At 75.3% G+C, this 26,316-nt stretch carries 23 protein-coding genes and 1 riboswitch; of the genes, 12 read left to right on the top strand and 11 right to left on the bottom strand.

The window, feature by feature from the left end:
• Positions 1-72: 72 nt before the first annotated feature.
• The 3 genes from IE106_RS19690 to thiO all read right to left on the bottom strand — a co-directional run bounded on the left by IE106_RS19690 (position 73) and on the right by thiO (position 2,243).
• Positions 73-867 carry a thiazole synthase gene (locus IE106_RS19690; protein ID WP_189535800.1) on the bottom strand — a complete coding sequence of 265 codons (795 nt, stop codon included), beginning with the start codon at positions 865-867 and terminating at the stop codon, positions 73-75.
• Between the two features lie 3 nt (positions 868-870).
• Positions 871-1,095, bottom strand: a complete 225-nt coding sequence (gene thiS, locus IE106_RS19695; RefSeq protein WP_189535802.1) for a sulfur carrier protein ThiS — start codon at positions 1,093-1,095, stop codon at positions 871-873.
• Positions 1,092-2,243 (bottom strand): glycine oxidase ThiO, encoded by a 1,152-nt coding sequence (thiO, locus tag IE106_RS19700; RefSeq protein WP_189535804.1) that lies wholly within the window; start codon positions 2,241-2,243, stop codon positions 1,092-1,094. Before thiO ends, thiS begins: the two co-directional genes overlap by 4 nt.
• Positions 2,241-2,352, bottom strand: a riboswitch (TPP riboswitch). Its footprint overlaps the gene before it by 3 nt.
• Before the next feature lie 226 nt (positions 2,353-2,578).
• Here thiO and IE106_RS19705 point away from each other — a divergent pair.
• From IE106_RS19705 to IE106_RS19725, 5 genes are all read left to right on the top strand, one after another.
• Positions 2,579-3,766 (top strand): NAD(P)/FAD-dependent oxidoreductase, encoded by a 1,188-nt coding sequence (locus IE106_RS19705; RefSeq protein WP_189535950.1) that lies wholly within the window; start codon positions 2,579-2,581, stop codon positions 3,764-3,766.
• 75 nt (positions 3,767-3,841) lie between these two features.
• Positions 3,842-4,207, top strand: a complete 366-nt coding sequence (locus IE106_RS19710) for an Rv2175c family DNA-binding protein (RefSeq protein ID WP_189535805.1) — start codon at positions 3,842-3,844, stop codon at positions 4,205-4,207.
• Positions 4,208-4,302: 95 nt separating this feature from the next.
• Positions 4,303-4,980, top strand: a complete 678-nt coding sequence (thiE, locus tag IE106_RS19715) for a thiamine phosphate synthase (RefSeq protein ID WP_189535807.1) — start codon at positions 4,303-4,305, stop codon at positions 4,978-4,980.
• A gap of 161 nt (positions 4,981-5,141) precedes the next feature.
• On the top strand, positions 5,142-6,056 hold the full coding sequence (gene metF, locus IE106_RS19720) for a methylenetetrahydrofolate reductase [NAD(P)H] (protein WP_189535809.1): 915 nt from the start codon (positions 5,142-5,144) through the stop codon (positions 6,054-6,056).
• Between the two features lie 51 nt (positions 6,057-6,107).
• Entirely contained in the window at positions 6,108-6,980 is an 873-nt protein-coding gene (locus IE106_RS19725) for a hypothetical protein (RefSeq protein ID WP_189535811.1), read from the top strand.
• A gap of 57 nt (positions 6,981-7,037) precedes the next feature.
• On the opposite strand, the gene IE106_RS19730 is transcribed toward IE106_RS19725, so the two are convergent.
• The 4 genes from IE106_RS19730 to IE106_RS19745 form a co-directional block, all read right to left on the bottom strand.
• Positions 7,038-8,549 carry a phytoene desaturase family protein gene (locus IE106_RS19730; RefSeq protein WP_189535814.1) on the bottom strand — a complete coding sequence of 504 codons (1,512 nt, stop codon included), beginning with the start codon at positions 8,547-8,549 and terminating at the stop codon, positions 7,038-7,040.
• Between the two features lie 354 nt (positions 8,550-8,903).
• Positions 8,904-9,512, bottom strand: coding sequence for a TetR/AcrR family transcriptional regulator (locus IE106_RS19735; protein WP_189535816.1), 609 nt, complete (start codon positions 9,510-9,512; stop codon positions 8,904-8,906).
• A gap of 37 nt (positions 9,513-9,549) precedes the next feature.
• On the bottom strand, positions 9,550-11,637 hold the full coding sequence (locus IE106_RS19740; RefSeq protein WP_189535817.1) for a YhgE/Pip family protein: 2,088 nt from the start codon (positions 11,635-11,637) through the stop codon (positions 9,550-9,552).
• Positions 11,609-12,676: an ATP-binding cassette domain-containing protein gene (locus tag IE106_RS19745; protein WP_189535819.1), complete on the bottom strand. Its 1,068-nt coding sequence runs from the start codon at positions 12,674-12,676 to the stop codon at positions 11,609-11,611. Before IE106_RS19745 ends, IE106_RS19740 begins: the two co-directional genes overlap by 29 nt.
• A 160-nt stretch (positions 12,677-12,836) precedes the next feature.
• On the opposite strand from IE106_RS19745, the gene IE106_RS19750 reads away from it, so the two are divergent.
• The 3 genes from IE106_RS19750 (at position 12,837) to IE106_RS19760 (ending at position 14,748) form a co-directional block, all read left to right on the top strand.
• A complete protein-coding gene (locus tag IE106_RS19750; RefSeq protein ID WP_189535821.1) occupies positions 12,837-13,307 on the top strand; it encodes an SAV_6107 family HEPN domain-containing protein in 471 nt (156 codons plus the stop codon).
• A gap of 23 nt (positions 13,308-13,330) precedes the next feature.
• Positions 13,331-14,107 (top strand): methyltransferase, encoded by a 777-nt coding sequence (locus IE106_RS19755; protein WP_189535823.1) that lies wholly within the window; start codon positions 13,331-13,333, stop codon positions 14,105-14,107.
• Between the two features lie 248 nt (positions 14,108-14,355).
• Complete coding sequence (locus tag IE106_RS19760) at positions 14,356-14,748, top strand: SCO2097 family morphological protein (RefSeq protein WP_189535825.1); 393 nt, start codon at positions 14,356-14,358, stop codon at positions 14,746-14,748.
• Between the two features lie 390 nt (positions 14,749-15,138).
• Here IE106_RS19760 and IE106_RS19765 read toward each other — a convergent pair whose 3' ends face one another.
• The 4 genes from IE106_RS19765 to IE106_RS19780 form a co-directional block, all read right to left on the bottom strand.
• Positions 15,139-17,499, bottom strand: coding sequence for a transglutaminaseTgpA domain-containing protein (locus IE106_RS19765; protein WP_189535827.1), 2,361 nt, complete (start codon positions 17,497-17,499; stop codon positions 15,139-15,141).
• Complete coding sequence (locus IE106_RS19770; RefSeq protein WP_189535829.1) at positions 17,496-18,836, bottom strand: DUF58 domain-containing protein; 1,341 nt, start codon at positions 18,834-18,836, stop codon at positions 17,496-17,498. The genes IE106_RS19765 and IE106_RS19770 overlap by 4 nt, the downstream gene beginning before the upstream one ends.
• Complete coding sequence (locus tag IE106_RS19775) at positions 18,836-19,861, bottom strand: AAA family ATPase (protein WP_189535831.1); 1,026 nt, start codon at positions 19,859-19,861, stop codon at positions 18,836-18,838. Before IE106_RS19775 ends, IE106_RS19770 begins: the two co-directional genes overlap by 1 nt.
• 261 nt (positions 19,862-20,122) lie before the next feature.
• Positions 20,123-20,656, bottom strand: coding sequence for a beta-class carbonic anhydrase (locus IE106_RS19780; RefSeq protein ID WP_189535833.1), 534 nt, complete (start codon positions 20,654-20,656; stop codon positions 20,123-20,125).
• Between the two features lie 413 nt (positions 20,657-21,069).
• On the opposite strand from IE106_RS19780, the gene rsmH reads away from it, so the two are divergent.
• The 4 genes from rsmH to IE106_RS19800 are packed head-to-tail and all read left to right on the top strand — an operon-like array spanning position 21,070 to position 26,313.
• The gene (gene rsmH / locus IE106_RS19785) at positions 21,070-22,059 is read left to right on the top strand and encodes a 16S rRNA (cytosine(1402)-N(4))-methyltransferase RsmH (protein WP_189535835.1); all 990 of its coding nucleotides are present in this window, start codon (positions 21,070-21,072) and stop codon (positions 22,057-22,059) included.
• On the top strand, positions 22,056-22,607 hold the full coding sequence (ftsL, locus tag IE106_RS19790; RefSeq protein ID WP_189535838.1) for a cell division protein FtsL: 552 nt from the start codon (positions 22,056-22,058) through the stop codon (positions 22,605-22,607). Before rsmH ends, ftsL begins: the two co-directional genes overlap by 4 nt.
• 3 nt (positions 22,608-22,610) lie before the next feature.
• Positions 22,611-24,611, top strand: coding sequence for a peptidoglycan D,D-transpeptidase FtsI family protein (locus IE106_RS19795; protein ID WP_189535839.1), 2,001 nt, complete (start codon positions 22,611-22,613; stop codon positions 24,609-24,611).
• A gap of 16 nt (positions 24,612-24,627) precedes the next feature.
• Positions 24,628-26,313: a UDP-N-acetylmuramoyl-L-alanyl-D-glutamate--2,6-diaminopimelate ligase gene (locus IE106_RS19800; protein WP_189535841.1), complete on the top strand. Its 1,686-nt coding sequence runs from the start codon at positions 24,628-24,630 to the stop codon at positions 26,311-26,313.
• Positions 26,314-26,316: the final 3 nt, after the last annotated feature.

Here is a 26,316-nt window from a genome sequence, read left to right on the forward strand (position 1 = left end):
GCGGACCCGCCCGTCGCCCTGTACATGACCACGCCCGCGGTGCAGCGAACTTGTGACAGGCGCGGACGCCGCTCAGAAGGCCGGCCGCTCCGGGTCGAGGGCGGCGCGGCCCTCGGCGGGGGAGGAGGCGTGCGCGAAGTGCCGGCGCGGGATGCGGCCGGCCCGGTGGGCGAGCCGCCCCGCCTCCACGGCGTGCCGCATCGCCTCCGCCATCAGCACCGGCTCCTGGGCCCGGGTCACCGCGGACGCCAGCATCACCGCGGCGCAGCCCAGCTCCATCGCCAGCGCCGCGTCCGACGCCGTCCCCGCGCCCGCGTCCAGGATCACCGGCACCCGCGCCTGCTCCACGATCAGCTGGAAGTTGTGCGGGTTGCGGATGCCGAGCCCCGACCCGATGGGCGACCCCAGCGGCATGATCGCCGCGCAGCCCGCCTCCTCCAGCCTCCGTGCCAGGACCGGGTCGTCGTTCGTGTACGGCAGCACCGTGAAGCCGTCGTCGACCAGCGTCTCGGCGGCGTCCAGCAGCTCGACCGGGTCCGGCAGCAGCGTCCGCTCGTCCGCCACGACCTCCAGCTTCACCCAGTCCGTACCGAGCGCCTCGCGCGCGAGGCGGGCCGTCAGCACGGCCTCGCCCGCCGTGAAGCAGCCGGCCGTGTTCGGCAGGACGCGGATGCCCAGCCCGTCCAGCACGGACAGCACCGAGCCGTGGACGGTCGGGTCGATCCGCCGCATCGCCACGGTCGTCAGTTGCGTGCCGCTCGCCACGAGGGCCCGCTCCAGCACGTCGAGGCTCGGCGCCCCGCCCGTGCCCATGATCAGCCGGGAGTCGAAGGTGGTCCCGGCGATGGTGAGGCGGTCGTCACCCACGGTTCAGCCCCCCTGCACCGCGGTGAGGACCTCGACCCGGTCGCCGTCCGCGAGCACGGTGGACGCCCACCCGCCGCGCGGGACGACCGTCTCGTTGACCGCGGCGGCCACCCCGGAGGGGGCCGCGGTCAGCGTGGCCACCAGCGCGTCCAGGGTGACCGGGGCGGTGAGCTCGCGCGGCTCGCCGTTCACCGAGACGGTGACGGCGGCGCGTACCTGGTTCGTCATGACACTCCTACGGGGGCGAATCGGGCGGGCGTGAACGCGCGGGCGACCTCGGGCAGCTCCCCGGTCGTCAGCACGGCGGCCATCACGTCCCCGGTGACCGGGGTCAGCAGCACGCCGTTGCGGTAGTGGCCGGTCGCCAGGTGCAGGCCCGGCAGCGCGGACGGGCCCAGCAGCGGCGCGTTGTCGGGCGAGCCGGGCCGCAGCCCCGCGCGGGTCTCCGTGAGCGGCAGCTCCGTGATGCCAGGCACCAGCTCGTGGGCGTCGCGCAGCAGCTCGTACACCCCGCCCGCGGTGACCGTGGTGTCCCAGCCCATCTCCTCGCTCGTCGCGCCCACGACCAGCTCGCCGTTCTCGCGCGGCACCAGGTACACGTGGCTGCCCCGGACGACCGCCCGCACCGACCGGCTCAGGAACGGCGCGTACGCCCCCGGCACCGCCAGCCGCAGCACCTGCCCCTTCACCGGCCGCACCGGCGGCAGCGCCCCGTCGGGCACGCCGTCCAGGCGGCCGCTCATGCTCCCCGCCGCCAGCACCACCTGGTCCGCCGCCGGCTCCGCGCCGTCCGCGAGGACCGCGCCCGCCGCCCGGCCCCGCACCACCGACAGCCGGTCCGCCCGCGCGCGGTGGAAGACCACCCCGGCCCGCTCGCAGGCCAGCACCAGCGCCGCCGACAGCCGCCGCGGGTCGACCTGGTGGTCGCCGTCCACGCGCAGCCCGCCGCGCACGCAGGGCGCCAGCATCGGCTCCAGGCGCCGGCACTCCCGTCCCGTCAGCCACTCCGAGGCGAGCCCGCACCGCCGCTGCAGCGCGTGCAGCTCCCGCAGGTGGGCCCGGTCGTCGGCGTCCAGCGCCACGGCGAGCGTGCCGCTCGTGCGGAAGCCGACGTCCAGGCCGGTCGCCTCCTCCAGCTCGGCGACGAAGGCCGGGTAGCGCTCCGCCGAGGCCACGTTGAGGCCGAGGAGCGTCTCCTCCCCGTAGTGCAGCTCGGTGACCGCGGCGAGCATCCCCGCCGCCACCCGGGCGGCGCCGCCGCCCGGCTCCGGGTCCGCCACGGCGGTGCGCAGCCCGCGCTGCGCCGCCCGCCAGGCCGTGACCAGGCCGATGATCCCGCCCCCGATGACGAGGACGTCCGACGTGCTCCGTGACATGGGCGTCCAGCCCCTCCCTTCGCCGGCATGACCCGGATCAGGTTCGTACGGTCGGAGGCCGCCCAGCCTCCCTCTCAGCCCGGTGCGCCGGGCTCCCGCGATGTTCTGGCGTGGCCAGACTAACCCCACGCCCCGAGCCCCGGTAAGGGAGCCCGGGCCCGGCCGCCGCGTCGCGGGGATCCGCGGCGGACGCCCGGCGCGAGCGGCTTCCTGACGGTGTGACCGCTGCGTAAGGTGATCGCGTGAGCGAGCAGCAGCACGAGCAGCCGGGGCAGCGGCCCCCGGGAGGGCAGCCGGGGAACGGGGCGGCGCCCGGCCCCGCCGACACGCGGCGCGTGGTCGTCGTCGGCGCGGGGATGGCCGGGGTGCAGACCGCCGTCGCCCTGCGCGAGCAGGGGTTCACCGGGCCGGTGCTGCTCCTGGGCGCCGAGCCCCACCAGCCGTACGACAGGCCGCCGCTGTCCAAGGCGTACCTGCTCGGCGCGGCCGAGGGCTCCGCGTTCGAGGTGGACTTCGCGTCGCTCGGCGTCGAACTGCGCCTCGGCGTCGAGGTGACCGGGCTGCGCCCCGGCGACCACGAGGTCGACACGGAGGCCGGCCCCGTCCCGTACGACGTGCTGGTCGTCGCGACCGGCGCCGTCCCCGTGACGCTCCCCGGCTCCGAGGGCGTCCCCGGCGTCCACCTCCTGCGCACCCTGGACGACGCCGAGCGGCTGCGCCCGGTCCTCGCCGAGCAGCACGACGTGGTCGTCGTCGGCGCCGGCTGGATCGGCGCCGAGTTCGCCACGGCCGCCCGGGAGGCGGGCTGCGCGGTCACCGTCGTCGAGGCCGCCGGGCGGCCGCTGGCCGGCGCGCTGCCGGCCGAGGCCGCCGAGCCGATGGCCGCCTGGTACGAGGAGAGCGGCGCCACGCTGCTGACCCACGCGCGGGTGGACCGGGTCGAGCCCGGCGAGGTCGTCCTCGCCGACGGCCGCGTCCTGCCCGCCGGGGCCGTCGTCGTCGGCATCGGCGCGCGGCCCGCGACCGGCTGGCTGCGCGGCTCCGGCGTGGCGCTCGGCCCGGACGGCTCCGTGGTCGCCGACGACCACCTGCGCACCTCCGTGCCGGACGTGTACGCGGTCGGCGACTGCGCCTCGTTCCCCTCGGCCCGCTACGGGGCGCGGCTGCTGGTCCACCACTGGGACAACGCCCTGCAGGGGCCGCGCACGGTCGCCGCCGCCGTCGTGGGCGCGCCGTCCCGGCCGTACGACCCGGTGCCGTACTTCTGGTCCGAGCAGTTCGGCCGCTTCGTCCAGTACGCCGGCCACCACGCGTCCGCCGACACGGCCGTCTGGCGCGGCGACCCCGCCGACCCGGCGTGGGCCCTGGTGTGGCTGCGGGACGGCGCCCCGGTGGCGGTGCTCGCGGTGGGCCGGCCGCGCGACCTGGCGCAGGGGCGCAGGCTCATCGAGGCCGGCACGCCGCTCGACCCGGAGCTGGTCGCGGATCCGGACGTGCCGCTGAAGTCCGCGGTCCGCGCCTGACGGGCCGACACGGACCCGTGGCCCGGACGGCGGGCCCGGCTGTCGGCTGTCGGTGCGGGATGGCACGCTTGTCGTGTGACCGAGATTGACACGAAGATCGACGCGCTCGTCCCCGACTGGCTCTACCTCCCCGACATCGCCGAACTGCTCGACATCGAGGTGACGCGGGTGCGGCAGCTCGTCAAGGAGGGCCAGCTGATCGCCGTGCGCCGCGGCGAGAACCGGGCGCTGCAGGTGCCCGCCGCCTTCATCAAGGACGGCAAGGTCGTCAAGGGCCTCTCCGGCACCCTGACGCTGCTGAGGGACGACGGCTTCACCGACGAGGAGATGCTGGAGTGGCTCTTCACGCCGGACCCGTCCCTGCCGGGGACGCCCGCGCAGGCCCTGGCGGAGAACCGCGGCACGGAGGTGAAGCGCCGCGCCCAGGCGCTCGCCGTCTGAGCCCGCACATCAGCACACCGACACCGGGCGGTGCGCGGGCCGGGGCCTTCGGGCCCCGGCCGCGCGCCGCCGCACCGATCCGGGGGGAGCACCTCATGTCCACCAGCGTCCGCGCGGCCCTGTCCGACGCCCGGCTGTACCTGTGCACGGACGCGCGCAGGCGCCAGGGCGACCTCCCGGAGTTCCTCGACGCGGTCCTCGCCGCCGGGGTGGACGTCGTGCAGCTGCGCGACAAGGGCATGGAGGCCGGCGAGGAGCTGGAGCACCTCGCCGTGTTCGCCGACGCCTGCCGCCGGCACGGGAAGCTGCTCGCCGTGAACGACCGGGCCGACGTGGCGCACGCCGCCGCGTCCGACGTGCTGCACCTGGGCCAGGGCGACCTGCCGGTCCCGGCCGCCCGCGCGATCCTCGGCGACGGGGTGCTGATCGGCCGGTCCACGCACGCCGAGGCGGAGGTCGACGCGGCCGTCGCGGAGCCCGGCGTGGACTACTTCTGCACGGGCCCCTGCTGGCCCACGCCCACCAAGCCGGGGCGGTACGCGCCGGGCCTCGGCCTGGTGCGGTACGCGGCCTCCCTCGACCAGGACCGGCCCTGGTTCGCGATCGGCGGCATCGACGCCGGGAACCTCGACGAGGTCCTGGACGCCGGCGCCCGCCGCGTCGTCGTCGTCCGCGCCGTCACCGAGGCGGACGACCCGGCCGCCGCCGCGGCCGACCTGGCCCGCCGGATACGCGAGCGGGCCGCCGACGCGCGCCCCGTGGCGACCGGCTGACCGGCCCCGCCGGGGGTGGTGTCCGCATAGTGGGACGCCTGGGCCCGCAAACAGGCGTTTTGGGCCCGAAGTCGTCCGCTCCCTGGACAAGATTCCGGCAAAAAGCGCGAAACGCTCTGCTCTGGTTGGGTGACCCCTCCCCGGGTGGCTAACCTGCCCGTATGGCCCTTGGCACCCCCTCCACCAGGACGGATCACGCGCGTACCGTGCGTGATCTGCTCGCGAACGGCACCACCTACTCCTTCGAGTTCTGGGCGCCCAAGACCGAGAAGGGCGAGCGGAACCTCTGGAACGCGCTGCGCCGGGTGGAGGCGGTGGCCCCGAGCTTCGTCTCCGTGACCTACGGGGCCGGGGGCTCCACCCGCGACGGGACCGTCAGGGCCACCGAGCAGATCGCCGCCGACACGACGCTCACGCCCGTCGCCCACCTGACGGCCGTGGGCCACTCGGTCGCCGAACTGCGCAACATGGTGGGCCAGTTCGCCGACGTCGGCATCCGCAACATCCTCGCCCTGCGCGGCGACCCGCCCGGCGACCCGATGGGCCCGTGGGTCCCGCACCCGCAGGGGCTGCACTACGCGGCCGACCTGGTCCGGCTGATCAAGGAGGCCGGCGACTTCTGCGTGGGCGTCGCCGCCTTCCCCGAGATGCACCCCCGGTCCACGGACTGGGACACGGACGTCCGCCACTTCGTCGACAAGTGCCGGGCCGGCGCCGACTACGCGATCACGCAGATGTTCTTCGACCCCGAGAACTACCTGCGCCTGCGCGACCGGGTCGCCGCCGCGGGCTGCGACACGCCGATCATCCCCGAGGTCATGCCCGTCACGGCCGTGCGGCAGCTGGCCCGGCTGCCGCAGCTCAGCAACGCGCACTTCCCCGCGGCCGTCGAAGAACGGATCCTCGCGGTCAAGGACGACGCGGCCGCTGTACGCTCCTTGGGCATCGAGTTCGCGACGGAGTTCTGTGCGCGGCTGCTGTCCGAAGGCGTGCCCGGACTGCACTTCATCACGCTGAACAACTCCACGGCGACACTCGAGATCTACGAGAATCTCGGACTGCACCCGCAGTCCTGACCGGCCGTACCCGTCACGTCCCGAGGCGGCGGCCGAACGAGAGGGGCGGGCATGGACTGGAGCTGGTGGACGGTCCTCTACATCGCGTTCGGCGTCGTCGCGCTCTGGCTTCTCGGCGAGGTGCTCCTGCAGTACAAGGCGCGGCTGCGCTGGCGCCTGCTGGCCTTCTTCGGGTTCCTCGGCGTCGTCGCCGGCGTCGTCGTGTCGTCGATCGTCCTGATCATCGCCGGTGCCGCGGCCTTCGGCGTCGGCCAGACCTGCGTCACGCTGTCCTTCCTGCGCGGCTTCTCCACCGGGTGGGCGATCGGCGGCAGGCCCGGCGCCAGCCGCCGCCGCAGGACCGTGAAGGGCGGCCGGGACCGCGGCCCCGCCCTGGAGGTCACCGAGCTCGCGTACGACGAGCCGCAGGATCCGGCGGTGCCGGACGTCCCGCCCCTCCCGCCCGTCCACGAGCCGCAGCCGCTGCCCGACGACACCGGCGAGTACGGGATCTACGGCGCGGGCGCCCCGCGTCAGCCGGACGCCGCCGACCCGTCGGCGGCGGGCCACCCCGACGCGTACGGCGACTACCCGGCGTACGACCCGGGCGCCTACGACCCGAGCGCCTACGACCCGAGCGCCTACGACCCGGGCGCCTACGCCCCCGCCCACGACTACGACCCGGCCGGCCGGCAGCAGTACGCCGCCTACCCCGACCCGTACGCCGGCACGGCCACCGCCGCCCCCGACCCCCGGCAGTACGGCGCCCACGACGCGTACGGGCAGCCGTACGCCGACCCCTACGCGCAGCAGTACGCCACGGACACCCCGCCCGGCGGCGTGTGGGTGCCGCTCCAGCGCGACGGCGGGCAGCCGTTCCCGCCGCCCCCGCAGGAGCCCCCGGCCCCGTACGGCTACGACCAGGACGGCCGGCAGGGCTACTGAGCCGCCGCGGGCCCGCCCCGCCCCGCCCCCGACCGGGCGGCGGGGCGCCGCCCCGGGCTACCGCGAGCCGCGGAAGTCCGCGCCCTCCACGACCAGCCCCGCGACCAGCGCCCCCGACATCCCGGCGTGCGCCAGCCCGCCCCCCGGGTGGGACCAGCCGCCGGCGAAGTACAGGCCCGGCAGCGGCGCGGCGTTGGCCGCCGGCAGGTAGGCGCCGCCCCCGCCCGCCAGCGCGGGGCCGGGCACGCGCCGGCTGCCGGTCTCCTCCTCGGTGTGGACCGGTGTGCGGACCTCGCGCCACAGCAGCCGCTCCCGGAGCCCCGGCACCGCCGCCGCGGCGGCCTCCACCATCCGGTCCGCGAACGCCTCCGCGGCCCCCTCCGCGCCCCACGGGTCGCCCGGGGCCCCCGGGTCGCCCGCCGGGACGGTCGCCGTCACCGTGACCGCCTCGTGGTCACCGTCCGGCCGCAGCCCCGCGTCGTCGGGGCGCAAGACCACCACGGTCGGCCGCCCGCACGGCGGCCCGCCGCCCGCGAGGGCCGCCCGCTCCCCGGCCGGGTCCGCGGAGTGCACCACCGTGCGGTGCGCCGCACCCTCCTCCCGCGCGCCGCGCAGCGCCAGGCACACGGTCACCCGCCCCGTGGCCACCCCGGTCTGGAAGCGCGGCCAGGCGTCCTGCCGCTCCCAGGCCACCACGTGGTCCCGGTACAGCGCGGGCACGGGCGCCCCCGCCACCACGTGGTCGGCGTCCACGACCCGCCCGTCCGCCAGTTCCACCCCGGCGGCGCGCCCGTCCTCCTCCACCACACCGGTCACCTCGGCGCCGAAGACGAACGCGACCCGCCGCGCGAGGCACCGCTCGTACACCGCGTCCGCCAGCGCCCGCATGCCGCCGCGCACGTACCAGGTGCCGAAGGTCTGCTCCATGTACGGCAGGACCGCCGCCGACGGGGGAGCGGCCGCCGGGTCCAGGCCGTACGCCAGCGCGTACCCCTCCAGCAGCGCGGCCAGCCGCCCGTCCCCCAGCTCCCGGCGGCCCACCTCGGCCAGGGTCCTCGCGCTCCGGCGCAGCAGCCCCGTCCTCGGCGCCGGGTACGGGTCGCGGGAGAACGGCCCCACGTCGGCCGGCAGCGGCTCCTCCAGCAGGGGCCGCCGCGAGCGGTCCCACGCGTCGCGCGCCCGGTTCAGGAACGCCGCCCACCGCTCGCCCGCGCCCGGCCCGAGGGCGTCGTCCAGGGCCGAGACGGTCCCGGCCCGCGACGCGTTCGGCAGCGACACGGCCGTGCCGTCCGCGAAGACGTGCCGGCTCGCCGGGTCGACCTGCGTCAGCTCGACGCACCGCTCCAGCGGCTCCTTGCCGGTCTTGACGAACAGGTCCCGGTACACGGCGGGCAGGTGCAGCAGTCCGGGGCCGGTGTCGAAGCCGAAGCCGTCCCGCACGAGCCGGCGCACCCCGCCGCCGTACGTCTCCGTCCGCTCGTACACCGTCACCCGGTGGCCTGCCACGGCCAGCCGGGCCGCCGCCGCCATGGCGCCCGTCCCGGCGCCGATCACCGCAATCCGTGCCATGCCAGGGACTCTATAAGCCCCGCCGCGCGCCCCCGCGGGAAGCCCCGCGCGGCTCCGGCCGGCCGGCCGCCCGCCCGTGCGCGGGGTGCCCGCGGGGCGTCTGAGTATCCGTACTCAGGCCCCCGGATGAGTAGGCGCGCGGATGGTCCGGGCACCGCCGGGACGGAAGAGTGGGGGTCACGGAAAGGGAGCGCGACGCGGGCACCGCCGACACGGGGCTGCGGAACCGGCGTTGCGCACCCGTCCGGACCGGGGGGTGACGCGCCGGTCCGGTGGGGCTCGGGGGGATCGAGCCTCACCGGACCGGCGTTTTTCCGTGCCCACGCGCGCGGCCCCGGGGCCCGGGGCTGGGGGTCAGCGGCCGCTGACCCGCCCGTGCAGCAGCCGCGACAGGGCGGCGTGCACGTCGTCGATGGACCGCTCCCGCTGGAACGCCTGCCAGTCGAGCGCCGCCACCAGCACCATGCCGACGAGCGCGGCCGCCGTCAGCGGGATGTCGATGTCCTCGCTCAGCTCACCGCCCGCGACGGCGTCCCGCAGCACGGTCTCCACGACCGCCACCGCCTCCTGCCGCACCACCAGGAGGGTCGACTGCCACGCCCGGTTGGTGCGCCACAGCTCGGCCACGTACAGCTGGGTGAAGGCCGGGTACCGGTCGATGAAGACCAGGCCCGCCCGGATCATCGCGTCCAGCGCCTCGACCCGCGTCCCGCCGCGCGCCGCCGTCTCGTCGGCGGCGTCGCGCAGCGAGGCGGTGAGCAGTCCGACGCCGTGCCGCAGCAGCTCCTCGAACAGCTCGGTCTTGCTCCTGAAGTTGTAGTAGACCGTGCCCTTGGCCACCCCGGCCCGCTCCGCGATCTCGTCGACGGTCGTCGCCGAGAACCCCTGTTCCGCGATGAGGGTGACGGCTGCCTCGTACAGCTTGGTGCGGGTGGCCTGCCGTCGGGTGCTCTGGGTGTCCATGGCGTCGATTCTCACAGGTCTCGGCCGTCCTTCCCGCCTACAGGCTGAGCTCCGGGTGCAGACGGTCGAACGTCCACACCTGCTTGCGGCGGGCCGACAGGGCCGTCAGCGCGAGCGCTCCCGCCGTGAACGCGGCCAGGACCGCGCACGCCTGCCACACCGGGCCCAGGCCGCCGCCGGTGATGAGCCGGCGCAGCGCCTCGACGACGTGGGTCATCGGCAGGTACGGGTGGATCGCGTTGAAGAAGCCCGGGCTGGTCTGCACCGGGTACGTGCCGCCCGCCGAGGTCAGCTGGAGCATGAGCAGCGCCAGGACGAGGATGCGCCCCGCCGCCCCGAACCGGGCGTTCAGCCACTGGATGATCGCGGCGAAGCAGCAGGTCACGAGGGCCAGGAAGCCCACGGTCCCGGCGGCGCGCGCCATCTGCAGGCCGAGGCCCCAGTGCAGTACCGCCATCAGCGCCGCCACCTGCGCGAGGCCGATCGCGGCGACGGGCAGCCAGCCGGCGAAGGCGATCCGCCAGGCGGAGGCGCCCGCGGCGAGGGCCCGCCGGTTCATCGGCTGGATCAGCATGTACGCCACCATGGCGCCCACCCACAGGGACAGCGGGATGAAGTACGGGGCGAAGCCCGTGCCGTAGTTGGCCGCCTTGTGCAGCGACTGGGAGGCGAGCTGGACCGGGTCGGCCATGACCTCGGTGCGGCGGTCGCGGTCCTGCTTGTCGTAGTCGGGGATCCGCCCGACGCCCTCGTCGAGGCCGCTGGCGAGTTCGGTGGAGCCGTCGGCCAGTTTGAACAGACCGCCGTCCAGGTCGTTGGCGCCCTTCTTGATCTTGCCGAGGCCGGAGTCGATCCTGACGGCGCCGTCCTTGCTCTTGGTGATGCCCTTGTGCAGTTCGGCCATCCCCGTGGCGACGCGCTGCGCGCCGCTGTTCAGCTCGTTGATCCGGGCGATCGCGTAGTCCACGTCCTGGCTGAGGGTCGGCGCGCGCTTGCCGAGGGCCTCCGCCTTCCGCTGGAGGTCGGCGAGCTGGGCGTCCAGCCGCTTCAGGTCGCCGCCGCCGTCCTGTGCCAGCACGTGCAGGTCGTCCGCGATGGTCGCCACGTCGGTGGCGGCCACCACGGCCTTCTTCAGTTCGGCGCACAGCTCGGCGTCGGTGACCAGGGCGCCCTCGCACCGCTTGGCGTGCAGCGCGGTGAGGCCGTCGGCCGCCTTGTGCGCCCCGGTGCGGGCGGCGGGGCCGTTCCGGACGATGCTGTCCAGGCTGTTGCGGGCCGCCTTGGAGGTGTCCGCGACGAGGCGGGCCGCGTCGCCGATCTGCTTGCCGTTGTCCCGCAGGTACGGGCGGACCTTCGGCGCGACGCCGTTGACCCGGTCGGCGAGCTGCCGGGTGCCGTCCGCGACCTTGCGGGTGCCGCTCTCCAGCCGGCCGGCGGCGGAGTCGATCCTCTTGAGGCCGGAGGCGAGGTCGGCGGTGCCGTTCTTGGCCTTCGCCAGGTTGTCCGCGAGGCTCCGGGCGCCCTTCTTCGCCTCGCCGACGCCGTCCTTGAGGTCGTTGGCGCCCTTGGCCGCCTTCTCCGTCGCGTCGTGGATGTCGGAGAACGAGATGAAGATCTTGTCGAGGAACGAGCGGGACGACTTCGTCGACGCGGCGGTGCGCACCTCGGAGAACACGGTCCGCGAGATCTGGCCGACGATGTAGTTGTTGGCGTCGTTCGTCCGCACCCGGAGCGCGCCGGTCTCCGGGGCGTCGCCGGAGCTGGAGGCGACGCGGGCGCTGAAGTCCTCGGGCATGGTCAGCGACAGGTAGTACCTGCCGTCCTCGACGCCGTCGCGGGCCTCGGCGTCGCTCACCTCGTGCCAGTCGAAGACGGCGCTGTCCCGCAGGCCCTCGGTGATGTCGTCGCCGGCGTTGATCCTCTTGCCGTCGGCGGTGGCGCCCCGGTCCTCGTTGACGAGCGCCACGGGGATCCGGTCGAGCCTGCTGTACGGGTCCCAGAACGACCACAGGTACAGCGCGCCGTACAGCAGCGGCAGCAGCAGGATCGCGACCAGCGCGGCGCGCGGCAGCTTCCCCCGCCCGAACCGCTTCAGCTCAAGCGCGGCCAGTCTCGGCGAACGCATCGGCCGCCCCCTTCTCGTCGTCGGTGTCGTCCCCGGAGCCCGCGGCGTCCCGCCCGGCGTCCCCGGCGTCCTGCGCGGTCTTCCCGGCGTCCTGCGCGGTGTCCCCGGCATCGCGTGGGGTCTCCCCGGCGTCCCGTGCGGGTTCCGCGGCCCGGTCCTCGCCGCCGGAGTCCCGGGTCCCGCCGGGGCCCCGGGCCTTCCGGCCGGAGTCCCCGCCGTCCCGCCCGGTGCCGCCGTCCCGCCCGGTGCCGCCGTCCCCGTCACCGGAGCCGCCGCCGGCCGCGGCGGCCGGGCCCGCGGCCGTCGTGCGGATCACCACGTCCGCCTCGTCCGGGACCTCCGTGCAGACCGCCAGCACCGTGACGCCGCCGTCGGCGACGGCGCGGAGCATCGACCAGGCGGCCGCCTCCTCGGCGTCGTTCAGCTTCAGGTCCGTGTCGTCCACCGCGAGCAGCCGGGGCTCGCCCACCAGGGCGAGCGCGACGGACAGGCGCAGGGCCTCCAGCCGCTCCAGGTCCCGCACCGAGGTCCGCTCGCCCTTGGGCAGCGTCTCCGGGTCCAGCCCGGCCGCCTCCAGGGCGGCCGCCACCCGGCGCCGGTTCTCGGCCGCCCGCCCGGCGCGCGGCCGCAGCAGGGCCAGCGGCGAGCCGCCGAACCGGCGGCGCAGCAGCGCGGCCTCCCGCAGGTGCTCCGCGACGGTGAACGCCGGATCGAGGTCGCTCACCCCCGGTACGTGCGCGAGGGCGCTGAACCGCCGTACGGCGGCCATCCGGCGCGGCAGGCGCACCCCGCCCACCTCGGCGTACCCCTCGGCGGGCTTCATCCGCCCGCTCAGGGCGAGCAGCAGGCAGGTGCGGCCGGACCCGGAGGGCCCCGCCACGGCGACGAGGCTGCCGGGCGCGGCCTCCACGTCCACCCCGCGGAACGCCCAGCCGCGCGGGCCCTTCACACCGAACCCCTCGGCCCTGACGGCGGCTCCCGGCCGCGTCCGGGCCGCCTCCGTCCCCGTGGAACCGGTCCCGTTGTCCGCGCTCTCCACGAACCTCCCCCAACTCTTTTGAACTGACCAGTCAGTTCAAAAGTTACAGGTGGCCGGCGGAGGAGGCAAAACCGCAGGTCGGCCGGGACTGTCAGTGGCGGCTTGCACGATGGGAACCACACGGCCCCAGCGCCGTCAGCACGACGACAGGAGGTCCGTCATGGCGAGCGACGTCCACCCCGTGCCGCGCCGCGCCCCGGCACCGCCCGCCGCCCTCGACCTGCTCGCCCAGGCGCACGCCGGCCTGGCCGAGGCGACCACCCTCGGCGACCCCAACGAGCGGTACGCGAGGGCCCACCTGGCCGCCCTGCGCACCGCCGCCGCCGTCCTGGCCGTACGCGGCCGCCCCGAGGAGGCCCGGCAGCGCGGCCGGCGCAGGATTCGCACCGCCTGGGAGATCCTCACCGAGACCACGCCCGAGCTGGCCGAGTGGAGCGCCCTGTTCGCCGCCGGCGCCGACCGCAGGGCCCGCGCGGAGGCGGGCATACGCGGCGCCGCCACCGCCCGGGACGCCGACGACCTGGTCCGCGACGTCGCGATGTTCCTGCGCCTGGTGGAGCGGCTGCTCGGGCTGCGGCCGGAGCCGCGGCCGAGTACCGCTCCCGAGGCCATAGGCTGGGACCGTTCGTAACAGTCATCGAGGAGTCAACTGCCGTGTCCGACCCGCAGCGCCCCCGTGCCTCCCTCCGTACCGCCGTGGTGTGGGACGTTCTCGCGGAAGCCCTCGACCGCAGGGCCGAAGCGACCGGCAAGGACAGCCTCGACGTCCTCGACACGGGCGGCGGCAGCGGCAACTTCGCGGTGCCCGTCGCCCGCCTCGGCCACCGCGTGACCGTGGTCGACCCCAGCCCCAACGCCCTGTTCGCCCTGGAGCGCCGCATCGCGGAGGCGGGCGTCGCCGACCGCGTCCGCGGCGTCCAGGGGGACATCCACGACCTGTTCGACGTCGTCGGGCGCGGCGGCTTCGACGCGGTGCTCTGCCACGGGGTCCTGGAGTACGTCGACGACCCCGCCGAGGGCGTGCGCCACGCCGTCGAGGCCCTGCGCCCCGGCGGTGTGCTCAGCCTGCTCGCGGCCGGCCTCGGCGGCGCCGTCCTGGCGCGGGCCCTCGCCGGCCACTTCAACCAGGCGCTCCGCGCGCTGACCGACCCGGCGGGCAGCTGGGGCGAGGGCGACGCGGTGCCGCGCCGCTTCACCGCCGAGCAGCTCACCGAGGCCGTCCGGGCGGCCGGCGTGGAGATCGGCGCGGTGCACGGCGTGCGCGTCTTCGCCGATCTCGTCCCCGGCGTCCTCGTCGACACGGAGCCCGGCGCCATCGACGCCCTGAACCGGCTGGAAGCCGCCGCGGCCGAGCTGCCCGCCTTCCACTCGGTGGCCACGCAGCTGCACGTGCTGGGCGAAAAGCTCGACCGACCCGGCGAAGGGGTCTGAACAGCACCGCAGCGGCAGATGGAGTACGCCACAGCCGCCCCGATCGCGCCGGGATCCCCGTATGATCGAGGGACACCATCCGGCATGACGGTTCGGACGACGGGGAATCAACGCCTCACCAGCCGAACCGGCATGGCGGCTCGATCGGCGAATTGGCACTGAGGGCGGGTTTCACGGGGACGATTCCCTGCCTATCCTGAAAGGGCCGCATACCGGTCGCCCCCGCGACCGACGATGAGGAGGACTCCGTGCCGCTCTCGGAGCACGAGCAGCGAATGCTCGAGCAGATGGAGCGAGCGCTGTACGCCGAAGATCCCAAGTTCGCGACAGCGCTCGAGGGAAGCGGGCTGCGTACGTACACCCGACGACGGGTCTACCAGGCGGTCGCTGGATTCCTGGTGGGTATCGCGCTCCTCATGGCCGGAATGGTCGCCCAGCAGATCTGGATCAGCGTGGTGGGGTTCCTCGTCATGCTCGGCTGCGCGGTCCTGGCCGTCACCGGCTGGCGCAAGGCCCCCAAACCCGGGGAGCAGCCCGTTCCCGGGGGCGTGCCCCACGGCAGGGCGAACCGCCAGCGCCGCTCGATGATGGACCGCATCGAACAACGCTGGCAGCGTCGCCGCGACGAACAGGGCCACTGACACCCACCACGACGGAGGGGTGACCGCACCGGCGGTCACCCCTCCGTCGTGTTCCCACGCCCCGTCCCCCCGGGCCGGCCGGTGAGGTCCGCCCCCGTGCGGGGCGCGGACGCCGCAGCCCCGCACCCCGCCCGGGGGCCGGGGGCCGGGGGAGCCGCCGGGACGGCCCCGGCCTCACCCCGCCCAGAGGTGGATCCCGCTGGTCCCGGGACCGCCCTAGGGAGTGTCTTCAAAGTAGCGTCGTTCGCCCGTAGGGCGGGCCGGGCGGCGTCTGGTGCGTGCGATCGCAAGGCGGAGGAGGGAGCCACTGCGGAGCATTGGCGACCGACGACAACGCGGCGAGCGTGCGTGCCAGGCGTCGCCCGGCAGACGGGACTTTGAAGACACGACCTAGCCCTGCTGCCGGGACGGCCGCCGCAGCAGCGCGCCCCAGCGGGCCGCCACCGCCGCCCGGCGCCGCGACAGCGCCCACGCCACCCGCGCCGCCGACCGCGGCGCGAGCAGCGCCCGCAGGCGCACCCCGCGCCCGCTCGCCGCCACGATCCCGGCACGCACCCGCGCCGCGTCCTGCGCCAGGCCGTCCACGGGGCGCGGCGCCCGCGCATAGAGGGCCTCCTCCACGGCGCCCGCGATCCGGTGGACCGCCTCCGCCGCGGGGCCCTCCAGCGGCCCCGTCCGTACCAGCCGGTCCGCCGTGCCCCGCGGGGTCAGCGACTCGTCCGGCGGGACGCCGTGGTCCCAGGCCGTGTCCACGACCTCCGTCCACACCTCCAGCGGCCGCCCGCCGCGCAGCCGCCGCGCCCGCACCCGCCGCCGCCACAGCATCGGCGCCAGCGGCAGCACCAGGGCCGCCGTGGCGCCGGCCGCGGCCAGCAGCACCGGCCCGAGCGCCGCGCCCGCGTCCGCCGGCGGTTCGGCGCCCTGGGGCACCGGCCCCGCGCAGCCGCCCTCCGGCCCGGTCGCCCCCGGGGCGCAGACGTCCTGCGGGGACGGCTCCGCCGAGGGGACCACCGACGGGCGCGGCGCGGGCTCCTGGGTGTCCGGCTGCGCGCCGTCCGGCCGCTCCGTCAGCGCGTAGTCCGGGATCGAGCCCCGCGACGGCGTCGGCTCGAAGCGCGTCCAGCCCACGCCCTCGAAGTACAGCTCCGGCCACGCGTGGGCGTCCTTGATGCTCACCGACACGGTGCCCCCGCCCGAGGGCGTGCCCGGCATGAAGCCGACCGCGACCCGGGCCGGCACGTTCAGCGTGCGGGCCATCGCCGCCATCGCGAAGGAGAAGTGGACGCAGAAGCCCTCCTTGTCCCTCAGGAACCGGGAGATCGCCGTGACGCCCGTCCCCGACGACACCGTCGTGTCATACGTGAAGCCGCCCTTCGAGGCGAACCAGTCCTGCAGCCGGACCGCCCGCTCGTAGTCGTTCTTCGCCCCCGCCGTCACCTGGAGCGCGGTGGCCTTCACGTCGCGCGGCAGCGAGTCCGGTACGAGCGTGTACTCCCGCAGCAGCGCGCCGGGCGCCGCCGGGGCCGCCGCTAGCTGCTCCGCCGTGGGCTGCACCACCAGGCTGTTCACCGAGTACTGGACGCCGCTCGTCGTCTGCCCGTCGTCGCCGACGACCATCCGCCCGACCGGCTCGTACCGCCAGCGCCCCTCGATCCGCACGTCGGTCGCCGGGTACGGCATCGGCAGCCACTTCTGCTCGTACGAGCCGGCCGCCGAGACGTTCGTGCTGATCTCCGTCGTGCCGGTCCGCTCGCTCAGCCCGACCGGCCGGGGCAGCCGCTGCGGCACGTCCTCCACGCCGCGCACGGACGTCCGCCACGACGTGCCGTCGAACTGGTCCAGCGACACCAGCCGCAGGTACAGCCCGGAGCCGTCCGGAGCGTTCGTCCGGTACCGCAGGACCTCCCGGTCCTCCGACTGGTTGAGGTTTTCCTTGAGCGACACCAGCGGGTTCACCGCGGAGATCGTGCCGCCGCCCGCGCCCTCGCCCGTGCCGCCGGTGCCCAGCAGCCCGCCGTCCAGCGACGGCAGCACGCTCGGGACGACCAGCGCGATGCCCAGCGCGAACACACCGATCCGCCGCCCCGTGCGCAGCGGCGCGGGCGCCGTCCCGTCCGGGGACCCGAACGCGGCCGGACCGCCCGGCCGGGCCTGGGGCCCGCCGAACACCCGCCCCCACTGGGCGAGCCGGTCACGGCCCTCCGCCAGCAGCAGCATCAGGTATCCGGCCGCCGCCGCCAGGAAGCCCAGCCAGCTCGTCCCGCCGCCCGAGAGCCCGGCCGCGACCGAGTACAGCGCCAGCAGCGGGAGGCCCGCCGGGGCCGCGCTGCGGAACGTCACCGCCAGGACGTCCACGGCCAGGCCGATCAGCAGCACCCCGCCGACCAGCATCAGCCGGATGCCGTCCGTCGCCGGGGCCGGCGGCGCGTACTGCCCGACGTCCTGCGCGCCCGCCTCCAGCAGCGCGCCGAACCGGCGGAACACCTCGGGGGACGGCAGCACCCCGGCCACCGCCTGCTCCCGCGCGAAGACCACGGTCAGCAGCACGAGGCCCACCGCGACCTGGGAGGCCACCGTCAGCGGCCGCGCCACCGGCACCCGCCGCGCGGCCGCGCCCGTCCCGGCGACCGCCGCCAGCAGCAGCGCCGCCTGGACGATCCAGCCGACCTCGCCCACCAGGGGCAGCAGCGAGCACGCCGCCGCCACCGTGGCGATCAGGGCACACACCGTCAGGCGTCCACCGCCGCTCATGACCAACCCCCCGAGAACCCCGTCGTCCCACCGCCGGCGACCGCGCCCGCGTCCTGCGCGGCGTGCCGCCACAGCGCGGCGAGCGAGTCGCCCGGCCGCACCGGCACCGCCGACCAGCCCGCCTGCCGCAGGTGCCGCACCGCGTCCGCCGCACCGTCGGCCGCGCCGCTCCCGTCGTCCCGGACGAACGCGATCGCCGCGCCGCTGCGCCGCCGCATCCGGCCCGCCAGCTCCGCCTGCGCCTCGTCCAGCTCACCGAAGAACGCGATCAGCAGGCCCTCGCGCCCGGCGCGCAGCACGTCGTGGGCACGGGCGAGCCCGGCCTCCGACGAGTGGTCGACGACCGCGAGGGCGTCCATCATCAGGCCCGCGGTGTCCGCCGCCTCGTGCCCCGGCGTGACGTACCCGTCCGGACCGTCACCGGACAGCGCGTCCCCGGTATCCGTCAGGAGCCGCACCGCGTAGCCGCGTTCCAGCAGGTGGGCCACCGCCGACGCCGCGCCCGACACCGCCCACTCGAACGACGAGTCGGGCCCGTCGCCCCCGTACGCCTCCGCGCGCGTGTCCAGCAGCACGGTGCAGCGGGCCTGCTGCGGCTGCTCCTCGCGCCGCACCATCAGCTCGCCGTACCGCGCCGTGGACCGCCAGTGCACCCGGCGCAGGTCGTCGCCGTACCGGTACTCGCGGGGGATGATGTCGTCCTCGCCGACCTGGGCCAGTGCCCGGTGCCGCCCCTCGCCGTAGCCCGGGACCTCGCCGGCGAGCCGGGCGGCCGGCAGCGGCTCCGTCCGCGGCACGACCGTCAGCAGGTCGTACGCGCTGAACGAACGCGTCAGCTCGCACATCCCGAACGGGTCGCTCAGCCGCAGCTGGAGCGGGCCCAGCGGGTACCGCCCGCGCAGGTCCGACCGGACCCGGTACGACACCTCGCGTTTGCCGCCCGGCTCCACCCGGTCGAGCACGAACCGGGGCCGCGGCCCCAGCACGTACGGCACGTGGTCCTGGAGCATCAGCAGCCCGGTCGGCAGCCGCGAGACGTTGTCCAGGCGCAGCCGCACCCGTGCCTCCGCGCCCGCGGCGACCCGCTGCGGGGAGAGCCGCCGGCTGCCCGTGACCCGGTACCGCGTGCGGTACAGCACCGTCACGCACACCAGGGGCAGCGCCGCCAGCAGCAGCCCCACGCGCAGCAGGTCCGGCTGGCCCAGCACGTACGCGCACACCGCCGCCGCCACCCCGGCCGCCAGGAACGACCGGCCGCGCGTGGTCAGCCCGCCGAGGGCGCCCCGCACCCCGCCCCGGACCACGCCGTCCGGGACGGCGGGTCCCGCGGCCGTCATCACAGCCGCCGCAGGCCGGGCCGCTGGGAGAGGAACGCCTCCCCGGCGGGCTGCTGCGAGGCCACGGCCGGCACGGGCGTGCGCTGCAGGACGTCCATGACGACCTGCTCGGCGGTCCGCCGGTTCAGCTGGGCCTGCGCGGTCGGCAGCAGCCGGTGCGCCAGCACGGGCACGGCCAGCGCCTGCACGTCGTCCGGGAGGGCGTACTCGCGCCCGTTCAGCGCGGCGGCGGCCTTCGCGGCGCGCAGCAGGTGCAGCGTCGCGCGCGGGGACGCGCCCAGCCGCAGGTCCGGGTGGCTGCGGGTGGCCCCGACCAGGTCCACGGCGTACCGCCGGACCGAGTCGGCCACGTGGATCCCGCGCACCGCGTCGACCAGCTTCACGATGTCGTGGGCGTGCGCCACCGGCCGGAGGTCGTCCAGCGGGGACACCCCGCCGTGCGTGTCCAGCATCCGCAGCTCGGCCTCGGCGCTCGGGTAGCCGATCGAGACGCGCGCCATGAAGCGGTCCCGCTGCGCCTCGGGGAGGGGATACGTTCCTTCCATCTCCACCGGGTTCTGCGTGGCCACCACCATGAACGGGCTCGGCAGCTCGTACGACTGCCCGTCGACGGTGACCTGGCGCTCCTCCAGCGACTCCAGCAGCGCGGACTGCGTCTTCGGCGAGGCGCGGTTGATCTCGTCGCCGATCACGATCTGCGAGAAGATCGCGCCCGGCTTGAACTCGAACTCGCGCCGCTGCTGGTCGTACACCGACACGCCCGTGATGTCGGACGGCAGCAGGTCGGGCGTGAACTGGATCCGCCGCACCGAGCAGTCGATGGACCGCGCGAGGGCCTTCGCCAGCATCGTCTTGCCGACCCCCGGGACGTCCTCGATGAGGAGGTGTCCCTCGGCCAGCAGCACGGTCAGCGAGAGCCGTACGACCTCGGGCTTGCCCTCGATCACACCCTCCACCGACCGGCGGACCCGCTCCGCTGTGGTGGTCAGATCAGTGAGGCTCGCTCGGTCGTCATAGGTCGTCACCCGGCCCTCCTCGGCCCTTTCGATCGTGGGCGGGTGCGACGCGGTACGGCACGGCCCACCCAGAAACACGGAACACCGCCCGCGAAGCGTTCCTGCGGCCCGCCGGGGGTGTCACCCCCGCATTCTTGTTGGCGTACAGCGCGGTGTCACTCGGCTGCCGGCAACTGCGGGTGATATGTCAGGGCTTCGACGGATCGATCCCGTCGGTGACGGCCCTCGACGGCCCCCGGCGGCTCCTTCGGCAGGTCGTCCACCGGCCGGTCAGGCCGGATCGACCTCCCGCAGCAGACCGGTCGTCACGTCGAAGACGAAGCCCCGCACGTCGCCGGTGTGCTGGAGGAAGGGCGAGGTGCGCACCCGCTGCATCGACTGCCGCACGTCCTGGTCGACGTCCCGGAAGGCCTCCACCGCCCACGTCGGACGCTGGCCGACCTCGTGCTCCAGCTCGTCGCGGAAGCCCTCGGTGATCCTCTCCAGGCCGCACCCCGTGTGGTGCACGAGCACGATGCTGCGGGTGCCGAGCGCCCGCTGGCTGATGGTGAGCGAGCGGATCACGTCGTCCGTGACCACGCCGCCCGCGTTGCGGATGGTGTGGCAGTCGCCGAGGTGGAGGCCGAGTGCGGCGTGCAGGTCGAGGCGGGCGTCCATGCAGGCGACGACGGCCACCTTGAGCACGGGTCGCGCGTCCATGCCGGGATCGGTGAACTGCTCGGCGTAGCGGCGGTTGGCCTCGACGAGGCGGTCGGTGACCGTCTCGTCCTGAACGTCGTTCGGGAGGTGCGCGGAAGTCGACATGGCTACGACGTTAATGGTCACGCTGGTGGGGGGCTCGTCGTGAGAGGGGACAAAGAACGTCAATGAGGCGTGTTGTGAGGTAACCCACAAGGGTGGCGGGCGGCGAGGCCGGAGGGGTGATATGCGCTGTTCGTCCCTCCTCGCGCGGTCCCCGGACGACGCGCTGGCCGGTTGATTGACCGGGCGGGGGAGTGGACTAGAGTGGCGCGAAGTTCACGGAGACATTGAGCGAATTCCGAGCGATTTCCGCAGTTTCTCCTCCGCGTGTGCGGTGGCATGTACGGCTCGGCCCCTCCGCTCGCCGGTCGGTCGACGCCCCCTCCGGCGCCGGTGGCCCGGTGGTACGTACGCCGCGCCGGACCTGAGAGGGCAGATTGAAAGGGCGCGATGGGGGTGCCGCCGGCACGGATCCGGTGGAGCTCCCCGACAAGGACGGCGGCGAACGGCCGGACGGGAACACCCGGCACGTCCCCGTGATGCTCCAGCGGTGCCTGGACCTGCTCGCCCCCGCGCTGGAACGGCCCGGGGCGGTCGTCGTCGACTGCACCCTCGGCCTCGGCGGCCACAGCGAGGCCCTGCTCGCCCGGTTCCCCGAGGCGCGGCTCGTCGCCCTCGACCGCGACACCGAGGCGCTGCGCCTCTCCGGCAAGCGCCTCGCCCGGTTCGGCGACCGCGCCACGCTCGTCCACGCCGTCTACGACGAGCTGCCCGACGTGCTCGACCGGCTCGGCGTCCCGCGCGTCCAGGGCGTCCTGTTCGACCTCGGCGTCTCCTCCATGCAGCTCGACGAGGCCGACCGCGGCTTCGCCTACGCCCAGGACGCCCCGCTCGACATGCGCATGGACCAGACGGCCGGCGTCAGCGCCGCCGAGGTCCTCAACACCTACCCGCCCGGGGAACTGGTCCGCATCCTGCGCGCCTACGGCGAGGAGAAGCAGGCCAAGCGGATCGTCGCCGCCATCGTGCGGGAGCGCGAGAAGGAGCCGTTCACCCGCAGCGCCCGCCTGGTCGAGCTGATCCGCGACGCCCTGCCGCAGGCCGCCAAGCGCACCGGCGGCAACCCGGCCAAGCGGACCTTCCAGGCCCTGCGCATCGAGGTCAACGGCGAACTGGCCGTGCTGGAGCGGGCCGTCCCGGCCGCGGTGAGGGCCCTCGCGGTCGGCGGGCGCGTCGCCGTCCTGTCGTACCACTCGCTGGAGGACCGCCTGGTCAAACAGGTGTTCGCCGCCGGCGCCGCCACCACGGCGCCCCCCGGCCTGCCCGTCGTCCCCGAGCGGTACCAGCCGCGGCTCAGGCTCCTGACCCGCGGCGCCGAGCTCCCCACCGAGGAGGAGGTCGCCGAGAACCGCAGGGCCGCGCCGGCCCGGCTGCGCGGCGCGGAACGGATCAGGGAGGACGTGTGACGAAGGCGGGACCCCTGAAGGGGCGCGCGGCCCGGCTCGCCCGGTTCATGCCGTCCGGGCCGACCACCGCCGCCCGCACCCCCTTCGTCCTGCTCGTCGTCGTCCTCCTCGGCGGCGGGCTCATCGGGCTCCTGCTCCTCAACACCTCCCTCAGCCAGGGCTCCTTCAAGCTGACCGAGCTGAAGAAGAAGACCACCGAACTCACCGACGAGGAGCAGGCCCTCCAGCGGGACATCGACGCCCGCTCGGCCCCCGACGCCCTGGAGCGCCGGGCCCGCGAGCTGGGCATGGTGCCCGGCGGCGGCCCGGTCTTCCTGGAACCGGGCGGCAGGGTCCGGGGCGTCCCCGGCCCGGCCCCCACGCCCGACGGCGGCGTCCTCCCCGACGGTGGCGTCCTTCCCGACGGTGGCGCCTTCCCTGACGGCGGCGTCCTCCCCGACGGCGGCGTCCTCCCCGGCACGGACCCCTCCCCGGCCGGCGCCCCGGCTCCGCACCCCGTGTACCCCCCCGCGCTCCCGGTCCCCGCCCCGACGCCCTTCGGCAGGTGAGCAGTGCCCTCCCAGGAACCTCCGCACCGCCGCGCCCCCCGGCCCTCCGGCACCCGGCGCCCCACCGGACGCGCCCCCGGCGGCGCCCGCGCGAACGGCGCCGGCCACCCGCGCCCCGCCGCGCGCCGCCCCCGCCAGGCCCCGCCCCGGCCCGCGGCCGCGCGCCCGCTCCGCCTGGGCAGCCCGCGCCCCCGCCTGCGCCTGGTCAGCCTCGGCCTGACCCTCGTCATGCTGGCGTTCGTCGTACGGCTCCTCCAGGTCCAGGCCGTCGACGCCGCCGCGTACGCCGCCAAGGCCGAGAAGAACCGCTACCTCAGCCACAAGCTGGCCGCCGAGCGCGGCGAGATCACCGACCGCTCCGGCATCGCCCTCGCCACCAGCGTCGACGCGTACGACATCACCGCCGACCCGAAGATGTTCACCCCGCAGGAGAGCAAGGTCCCCGACGCGCCTGAGCAGGCCGCGGCCCTCCTCGCCCCGATCCTCGGCAAGGACCCCGCCGACCTCGTCCGCACCCTCGAGTCCCCGCCGTCCCCGCGCTACGCCGTCCTCGCCCGCAAGCAGACCCCGCAGGTCTGGAACCAGATCAAGGACCTCAAGGCGCTCTTCGCCAAGAAGGCCCGCGAGGACAAGGCCAGGGGCGGCCCCGGCACCAGCGTCCTGGCCGGTGTGCTCAGCGAGGAGAGCAGCAAGCGCGTCTACCCCAACGGCTCCCTCGGCGCGGGGATACTCGGCTACGTCAACACCGAGGGCCGCGGCGCCGGCGGCCTCGAGTCGATGCTCGACCGGGAACTCGCCGGCCGGGACGGCAAGATCACGTACGCCCACTCCGGCGGCCGCCGCGTGCCCACCGCCGGGGCCCGCGAGACGCCCGCCGTACCCGGCTCCGACATCGAGCTGACCATCGACCGCGACATCCAGTGGGCCGCCCAGAAGGCCATCAGCGAGCAGGTCGCCGCCTCCCGCGCCGACCGCGGCTACGTCATCGTCCAGAACACCCGGACCGGCGAGGTCCTCGCCATGGCCAACGCCCCCGGCTTCGACCCCAACGACCTGTCGCAGGCCGACTCCGCCGCCATGGGCAACGCCGCCCTCCAGGACGCCTTCGAACCCGGCTCCACCGCCAAGGTGATGTCGATGGCCGCGGTGCTGGAGGAGGGCGTCGCCACGCCCTCCACCCACGTCGTCGTCCCCAACCGGCTGCACCGCGGCGACCGCCTCTTCAAGGACGACATCGACCACCCCACCTGGTACCTGACGCTCAACGGCGTCCTCGCCAAGTCGTCCAACATCGGCACCATCCTCGCCACCGGCCAACTCGGCAGGAACCAGGCGGAGGCCAACCGGGTCCTCCACTCCTACCTGCGCAAGTTCGGCATCGGCAGCCCCACCGGCCTCGGCTACCCCGGCGAGACCTCCGGCATCCTCGCCCACCCGCGGGACTGGAACACCTCCCAGCAGTACACGATCCCCTTCGGCCAGGGCCTGTCCGTCAACGCCATGCAGGCCGCGTCCGTCTACTCGACCATCGCCAACGGCGGCGTCCGCATCGAGCCCACCCTCGTGCGCGGCACCCGGGGCCCCGACGGCCGCTTCACCCCGGCCCCCGAGCCCGACAGGACGCGTGTCGTGAGCGAGAAGACCGCCAAGACCCTCGCCGCCATGCTGGAATCGGTCGTCGACGACCGGGAGGGCACCGGCACCAAGGCCGCCATCCCCGGCTACCGCGTCGCCGGCAAGACCGGCACCGCCAACCGCGTCGACCCGAAACTCGGCCGCTACAAGGGCTACACCGCCTCCTTCGCCGGGTTCGCGCCCGCCGACGACCCCCAGCTCACCGTCTACTGCGCCATCCAGAACCCCACCCAGGGCAGCTACTTCGGCGGCCAGATCTGCGGCCCCGTCCACAAGAAGGTCACGGAGTTCGCCCTGAAGACCCTGCACATCGCGCCGACCGGAGCACAGCCCCCGCGCATGCCGGTCACCTTCACACCCGGCAGTTGAGCCGAGGGGAGCCCCAGTGACAACGATCACGCCCGACCCCGGGAACCGGTCCGGCACGGACCGTGACCCGGCGGCCTCATTTAGCCCGATCACGGGTGCGCCCGGTACGCTCACCGCCGTGCCACACCCCGATCAGTCCCCCACCACCGACCAGGACGCCCCCGCGAAACAGCCGGGAGCGCCCCGTCCGGTCCAGGTCCGTCCCACGCCCCTCGGCGAACTGGCCGCCCGGCTGGGCGTCCCCGCTCCGCGCGCGCCGCACCGGCCGTTCGAGGGGCAGGTCACCGGCATCACCCACGACTCCCGGGCGGTACGCCCCGGAGACGTGTACGCCGCCCTACCGGGCGCCCGGTTGCACGGTGCCGACTTCGCCGCCCAGGCGGCCGACCTCGGCGCCGTCGCGATCCTCACCGACCCGACGGGAGCCGACCGCGCCGCCGCGACGGGCCTGCCCGTCCTGGTGGTCGACGACCCGCGCGGCCGGATGGGCGAACTCGCCGCCGAGGTCTACGGCCGCCCCGGCACCGGTCTCCTGCGGATCGGCATCACCGGGACGTCCGGCAAGACCACCACGGCGTACCTCGTCGAAGGCGGCCTCAAGGCCGCCGGGCGCAAGCCCGGACTGATCGGCACCGTCGAGACGCGCATCGGTGACGAGCGCGTGAAGTCCGAGCGGACCACCCCCGAAGCCACCGACCTCCAGGCCCTGTTCGCCGTCATGCGCGAGCGCGGCGTGGAAGCCGTCGCCATGGAGGTGTCCAGCCACGCCCTCGTGCTCGGCCGGGTCGACGGCTGCGTCTTCGACGTCGCCGTCTTCAACAACCTCAGCCCGGAGCACATGGAGTTCCACTCCGACATGGAGGACTACTTCCAGGCCAAGGCGCAGCTGTTCACGCCGCGCCGCTCCCGCCGAGGGGTCGTCAACCACGACGACGCGTACGGCAGGAGGCTGGTGACGGAGGCGACCGTGCCCGTCGTCACCTTCTCCGCCGACGGCGACCCGGACGCCGACTGGCGCGTCGAGGACGTCCGCAGCGGCCCCCTCGGCAGCACGTTCACCATCGTCGGCCCCCAGGGCGAGCGGATCGGCGCCCGGGCGCCGCTGCCCGGCCCGTTCAACGTCGCCAACACCCTCGCCGCCGTCGTCACCCTCGCCGTCGCCGGGATCGACCCGCAGACGGCCGCCGACGGCGTCGCCGCCGTGCCCGGCGTCCCCGGCCGGCTGGAGCGCGTCGACGCCGGCCAGCCGTACCTCGCCGTCGTCGACTACGCCCACAAGACCGACGCCGTCGAGTCCGTGCTGCGCTCCCTGCGCAAGGTCACCGAGGGCAGGCTGCACGTCGTCCTCGGCTGCGGCGGCGACCGTGACGTCACCAAGCGCGGCCCCATGGGCGCCGCCGCGGCGCGCCTCGCCGACACCGCCGTGCTGACCTCCGACAACCCGCGCTCCGAGGACCCCCTCGCGATCCTCTCCGCGATGCTCGCCGGCGCCGCCCAGGTACCCGCCCACGAGCGGGGCACCGTCCTCGTCGACGCCGACCGGGCCTCCGCGATCGCCGCCGCCGTGGCCCTCGCGGGACCGGGCGACACCGTGCTGGTCGCGGGCAAGGGCCACGAGCAGGGTCAGGACATCGCAGGCGTGGTACGGCCCTTCGACGACCGCCAGGTCCTGCGGGAAGCCATCCAGAACAGTCAGGGATGAAGA

Origin of the sequence: Streptomyces roseolilacinus (assembly GCF_014649335.1) — a bacterium.
Taxonomy (GTDB): domain Bacteria; phylum Actinomycetota; class Actinomycetes; order Streptomycetales; family Streptomycetaceae; genus Streptomyces; species Streptomyces roseolilacinus.

Bases quoted from the DNA above. Each gene is read 5' to 3' on its own strand.
- IE106_RS19730 (WP_189535814.1), bottom strand. From the start codon at position 8,549: ATGGCACGGATTGCGGTGATCGGCGCCGGGACGGGCGCCATGGCGGCG.
- IE106_RS19765 (WP_189535827.1), bottom strand. From the start codon at position 17,499: ATGAGCGGCGGTGGACGCCTGACGGTGTGTGCCCTGATCGCCACGGTG.
- thiS (WP_189535802.1), bottom strand. From the start codon at position 1,095: ATGACGAACCAGGTACGCGCCGCCGTCACCGTCTCGGTGAACGGCGAG.
- IE106_RS19750 (WP_189535821.1), top strand. From the start codon at position 12,837: ATGGCGAGCGACGTCCACCCCGTGCCGCGCCGCGCCCCGGCACCGCCC.
- IE106_RS19780 (WP_189535833.1), bottom strand. From the start codon at position 20,656: ATGTCGACTTCCGCGCACCTCCCGAACGACGTTCAGGACGAGACGGTC.
- IE106_RS19735 (WP_189535816.1), bottom strand. From the start codon at position 9,512: ATGGACACCCAGAGCACCCGACGGCAGGCCACCCGCACCAAGCTGTAC.
- metF (WP_189535809.1), top strand. From the start codon at position 5,142: ATGGCCCTTGGCACCCCCTCCACCAGGACGGATCACGCGCGTACCGTG.
- IE106_RS19740 (WP_189535817.1), bottom strand. From the start codon at position 11,637: ATGCGTTCGCCGAGACTGGCCGCGCTTGAGCTGAAGCGGTTCGGGCGG.
- thiE (WP_189535807.1), top strand. From the start codon at position 4,303: ATGTCCACCAGCGTCCGCGCGGCCCTGTCCGACGCCCGGCTGTACCTG.
- IE106_RS19770 (WP_189535829.1), bottom strand. From the start codon at position 18,836: ATGACGGCCGCGGGACCCGCCGTCCCGGACGGCGTGGTCCGGGGCGGG.
- IE106_RS19725 (WP_189535811.1), top strand. From the start codon at position 6,108: ATGGACTGGAGCTGGTGGACGGTCCTCTACATCGCGTTCGGCGTCGTC.
- thiO (WP_189535804.1), bottom strand. From the start codon at position 2,243: ATGTCACGGAGCACGTCGGACGTCCTCGTCATCGGGGGCGGGATCATC.